Source organism: Pseudomonas sp. REP124, from assembly GCF_020164475.1.
Taxonomy (GTDB): Bacteria; Pseudomonadota; Gammaproteobacteria; order Pseudomonadales; family Pseudomonadaceae; genus Aquipseudomonas.
On record NZ_JAIQWX010000244.1, the window covers coordinates 1 to 5136 of the forward strand.

The window sequence follows — 5136 nt, forward strand, 5'->3', positions numbered from 1 at the left end:
CGCCGTGACCGAAGAAACGGATATGTACTCCGCCCCCAAAAACAAAAAAAGGCGCGATCCCAAAAGATCGCGCCTTCTTCATATCAGACCGAAAAATCAGCTACCCAACGCCTTCGAAGCCAACCAGAACAACCCAGCCGACAACGCCACGGTAGCCGGCAACGTCAGAACCCAAGCCAGCAGAATGGTCCGAACAGTCCCCCCTTGCAGGCCGCTCTTGTTCGCAACCATGGTCCCGGCCACGCCGGAAGACAGAACGTGAGTGGTGGAAACGGGCAGGCTGAACACGTTGGCCATGCCGATCATGCACGCCGCAGTGATCTGCGCCGACATGCCCTGAGCGTAGGTCATGCCCTGCTTGCCGATCTTCTCGCCAATGGTCAGTACCACACGTTTCCAGCCAACCATGGTGCCTAGGCCCAGAGCCAGGGCCACCGCCAGAATCACCCAGAACGGGGCGTATTCGGTGGTGGTGGTCAGGTCCTTGCGCAGCTTGTCCAGGTCAGCCTTTTCACGGGCAGCGAGGCCTGGCAGCTTGGCAACCTTCTTCGCGGTGTCATCCAGGCAGAGCAGGTAGCGACGCACTTCGATGCGGCTATCCGACGGCAGCGAGTGGTAGTCGGCTACACCCTTGAGTGTGCCCAGCAGAGCATTGATGGTCGGCTCGGTCTGCTTCGGATCGCAGCGGAATTTCTCCGGCAGGTCGCCTTCGACGCTTTTGCCCAGGGCCAGGAATTCGCCCAGGGAGTCGGCATTGCGCTTGTAGAACTGGCTCAAGTGCAGGGTCGCGTCGCGGGTACGTTCGATCTGGTAGGTGGTGCTGTTCAGGTCGAGTACGAACTGCGCCGGGACGATACCGATCAGCACCAGCATGATCAGGCCGATACCTTTCTGGCCATCGTTGGAACCGTGCACGAAGCTCACGGCCATGGCCGAGATCACCAGCACCAGGCGGTTCCAGAACGGCGGGTGTTTCTTGTCGTCGATACTGCGGCGCTGTTCCGGCGTCTTGTGCATCTTCGACAGAGGGCGCCACCATTTAAGACCGATCAGCACCAGTGCGGCGATCAGGAAACCTGCCATTGGCGAGAACACCAGCGAGGCGGCGATGTCGATCGCCTTCTGCCAGTTCACTCCGTCAGCCAGCGGAATATCGTTGATCAGGGCGTTGGCCAGGCCTACTCCGAGGATCGAGCCGATCAGCGTGTGGGAGCTGGAAGCCGGGATACCGAAGTACCAGGTGCCCAGGTTCCAGGCGATGGCTGCGGCGAGCAACGAGAAGACCATGGCCAGACCGTGGCCGGTATTGACGTTGATCAGCAGTTCCACCGGCAGCAGGTGAACGATGGCATACGCCACGCCAACGCCACCCAGCAGCACGCCGAGGAAGTTGAACACCCCGGAAAAGAACACCGCCAGGTGCGGCGGCATTGCTTTGGTGTAGATAACAGTGGCTACCGCGTTAGCGGTGTCATGAAATCCATTGATGAACTCGAAGGCGAGCACAAAAGCCAGGGCGAGCAAGAGGCTCACAAGCACCCAAGCATCCAGTCCGCTGAATAAATCGATCATGAAGGTTTTCTGACCCGGTCATAAGGGGGCGCGATTATGCCAGAAAAGACAGTGAATCGATGCACTAGCTGCTCGTCGGTAACATTCTTCAATGAATTTTTTTGCGGTTGCACCCTCGCTCCCGATGATTTTTCGGGGGCTGCAAGTCATTGAATTCCTTCGCAAACGCTGATGGCGTAAGGGTTGCGCCTGCCCGAAGCAACGGGCCAGATGCTTGTATGAAATTTCTGAAAGGAGGGTCAGATATGAGCCTCGTACCCTGTCAGATGGGGCAAGGTAGCTGCTGCCCGCTCATGGCGGGCGCATGAGGCAACATCAATACTTCCCGCTTTTAACGGGTGTAAATGAAGACCCTGGAAGGAATCAGGCCGAAGCAGTCATGGCTCCTCGGCTTTGAGTTCCTTTTCCATTTTTTCCAGTTCCTGCTTGAAAACCTGATCCTGAACGGTGGCGCGTTTACGCCAGGGTTTGCGTTCCGGTTCGGGTTGGGCGGCGTAGGTGGTGACTTCCCCGCCGTAAACATCCTTGTAACGTTGTTCCTGGCGCTCAAGTTCCGCGCGCAGTTCGTCTTTCGTCACAGTGCTACCTGATTGAGTTGAGATAAATTCTGGTGATACGCGCTGCGCTCAATGTATTGATCACACATGACGACAGGACAAGGCCCATGCAGGCATCGTTTACGGCAGGGCGATCAATACGTCCATGTTGCAGGCGGCCACGGCACCAGAGATAAATTGCTGACGTAGCATCAGTTTCCAGTTTTGGCGAGCGTGCTGGCTATGCAGTTACGCGCCGCCGAGTAGCGGCATCGGCGAATGATAAAACGCCGGGCTACTGATTTGCATTATAGCGAGCGATTCAGAGAACACTATCTCCAAAAACTTGAAAGTGGATATTGCGGCGTGAATGTTTTGTTGCTTGCAAGTTTTACTGCCAACTAGCGTTTAGGGGGTGTGCAACGATGCATTTCTGGCGCCATTAAGTCGAACAACTTGTTCAACTTTATCCACCTTAAATCAACTTCAACCTTCCTCGCGTACTTATAGAGAGGAGGGCGCATCAGCCGGGATGGCGTCAGGCGGTTGCGATTACCGGTCGAGCGTTCGATAATCGCCCAATGTTGCCTGGTCGGGCTTGTCTGCGGGGCCCATGACACCTGTAATAGTCGCTGATCCGTACAGCAAAGGTCCCTAAATGAATGATCAACTGCGCAACTCCTTCGCTTCCGTAGCGCCACCGATCGTGGCGTCGCCCGCCAAGCGGATTCAGGCGCTGACCGGCGATCCGGATTTCATGACCTCTCTGGCGCGGGGGCTTGCGGTGGTGCAGGCATTCCAGGAGCGCAAACGGCACCTGACCATTGCCCAGATCAGCCATCGCACGGAAATTCCCCGCGCCGCCGTAAGACGTTGCCTGCATACCCTGATCAAACTCGGCTACGCCACCACCGATGGCCGCACGTATTCTCTGCTGCCCAAAGTGCTGACTCTCGGCCATGCCTACGTCTCCTCGACGCCGCTGGCGGTATCGGCCCAGCCCTACCTGGACCGTATGAGCGAGCAACTGCACGAAGCCTGCAACATGGCCACTCTCGAGGGCGACGACATCCTCTACATCGCCCGTTCCGCGACCACCCAGCGCCTGATCTCGGTCGATCTCTCGGTGGGCGGGCGCTTGCCGGCCTATTGCACATCGATGGGCCGGATTCTGCTGGCGGCCCTGGATGACAGTTCGCTGCACGAATACCTCGACCACGCCGACCTGCAGGCCAAGACCAGTCGCACCCTGCACACCCCCGAAGCCTTGCTCGAATGTCTGCAGGAAGTGCGGCGCCAGGGCTGGTGCATCGTTGATCAGGAACTGGAGCAGGGCCTGCGTTCGATTGCCGTGCCGGTCTATGACGCCTCCGGTCAAGTAGTCGCGGCTCTCAATGTCAGCACCCATGCCGGGCGGGTCAGTCGCAACGAACTGGAACAGCGTTTTCTGCCAGGACTGCTGAGCGCCAGTCGCGACCTCAGTGCTCAGCTGTTTGCCTAAGCTGTTCGGTAATCGCACGGAGTCGTTTTCGCTGAATTGACGCTGTTTCCTGCGGGTCATTAATGTCGCGGCTGCGCCGGCTTTGGCTGGCACCGTTCGATTGCGTACCGCTTGGAATAAAAATAATGAACCAGCCTCAGTCTGCTGTAGGGAACTGCCTCGATGTGCAGTCCTTCATCAATGCTCAACCGATTTCGCGCTACCAGTGGCGCGTAGTCATCCTGTGTTTCCTGATTGTTTTCCTCGATGGTCTCGACACCGCGGCCATGGGCTTCATCGCCCCGGCGCTGTCCCAGGACTGGGGCATCGACCGCGCCAGCCTGGGCCCGGTAATGAGCGCGGCGCTGATCGGCATGGTCTTCGGCGCACTGGGCTCTGGTCCTCTGGCCGACCGTTTCGGGCGCAAAGTCGTGCTGGTTGGCGCCGTGCTGCTGTTCGGCGCGTTCAGCCTGGCCTCGGCCTACAGCACCAATGTCGAGCAGTTGCTGGTGCTGCGCTTCCTCACCGGCCTGGGGCTGGGGGCGGGCATGCCCAACGCCACCACGCTGCTGTCGGAGTACACCCCGGAGCGCAAGAAATCCCTGCTGGTGACCAGCATGTTCTGCGGCTTCAACCTGGGCATGGCCGGCGGTGGCTTTATCTCGGCCAAGCTGATCCCGGCGTTCGGCTGGCACAGCCTGCTGCTGATTGGCGGGATTCTGCCGCTGATCCTGGCCGTGGTGCTGTTGTTCTGGCTGCCGGAGTCGGCGCGCTACCTCGTGGTGCGTAACCGTGGCACCGACAAAGTGCGCAAGACCCTGGCACCCATCGACCCGACGGTCGTCGCCCAGGCCGCGAGCTTCAGCGTGCCGGAACAGAAAACCGTGAAGGCGCGCAATGTTTTCGCCGTGATCTTCTCCGGCACCTACAGCATGGGCACTTTGCTGCTGTGGCTGACCTACTTCATGGGCCTGGTGATCGTTTATCTGCTGACCAGCTGGCTGCCGACCCTGATGCGCGACAGCGGCGCGAGCATGGAGCAGGCCGCGTTCATCGGCGCGCTATTCCAGTTCGGCGGCGTGTTGAGCGCGGTGGGTGTAGGTTGGGCCATGGACCGCTTCAATCCGCACAAGGTCATCGGCACGTTCTACCTGTTGGCCGGGGTGTTTGCCTACGCGGTGGGGCAGAGCCTGGGCAGCATCACGCTGCTGGCGACCCTGGTGCTGATCGCCGGGATGTGCGTCAACGGCGCGCAATCGGCGATGCCGTCGCTGGCCGCGCGGTTCTATCCGACCCAGGGGCGTGCCACGGGTGTGTCGTGGATGCTCGGGATCGGCCGTTTCGGCGCGATCCTAGGGGCCTGGATGGGCGCGACGCTGCTGGGGCTGGGTTGGAACTTCGAACAGGTGCTGACGGCGCTGGTGATTCCGGCGGCGCTGGCGACGGCGGCGGTGGTGATCAAGGGGTTGGTCAGTCATGCGGATGCGACCTGATTTGGTTTGATGTAGACCTTGATGGCCTCTTCGCGGGCAAGCCTCGCTCCTACAG

The 5136-nt window shown here is 59.7% G+C and carries 4 protein-coding genes; 2 read left to right on the forward strand and 2 right to left on the reverse strand.

All coding sequences use genetic code 11. The annotated features are described in order from the left end of the window. Nucleotides 1–96: 96 nt before the first annotated feature. Together K9857_RS29520 and K9857_RS29525 are read right to left on the reverse strand one after the other, a co-directional pair. Nucleotides 97–1572: an inorganic phosphate transporter gene (locus K9857_RS29520; protein WP_224541983.1), complete on the reverse strand. Its 1476-nt coding sequence runs from the start codon at nucleotides 1570–1572 to the stop codon at nucleotides 97–99. A 377-nt stretch (nucleotides 1573–1949) separates the two neighbouring features. Beyond that, nucleotides 1950–2150 (reverse strand): hypothetical protein, encoded by a 201-nt coding sequence (locus K9857_RS29525; protein WP_224541985.1) that lies wholly within the window; start codon nucleotides 2148–2150, stop codon nucleotides 1950–1952. Between the two features lie 616 nt (nucleotides 2151–2766). On the opposite strand from K9857_RS29525, the gene pcaR reads away from it, so the two are divergent. Together pcaR and K9857_RS29535 are read left to right on the forward strand one after the other, a co-directional pair. Then, the gene (gene pcaR / locus K9857_RS29530) at nucleotides 2767–3609 is read left to right on the forward strand and encodes a pca regulon transcriptional regulator PcaR (protein ID WP_224541987.1); all 843 of its coding nucleotides are present in this window, start codon (nucleotides 2767–2769) and stop codon (nucleotides 3607–3609) included. A gap of 125 nt (nucleotides 3610–3734) precedes the next feature. Beyond that, nucleotides 3735–5081, forward strand: coding sequence for an MFS transporter (locus K9857_RS29535; protein ID WP_224541989.1), 1347 nt, complete (start codon nucleotides 3735–3737; stop codon nucleotides 5079–5081). The last annotated feature ends 55 nt before the right edge of the window (nucleotides 5082–5136 follow it).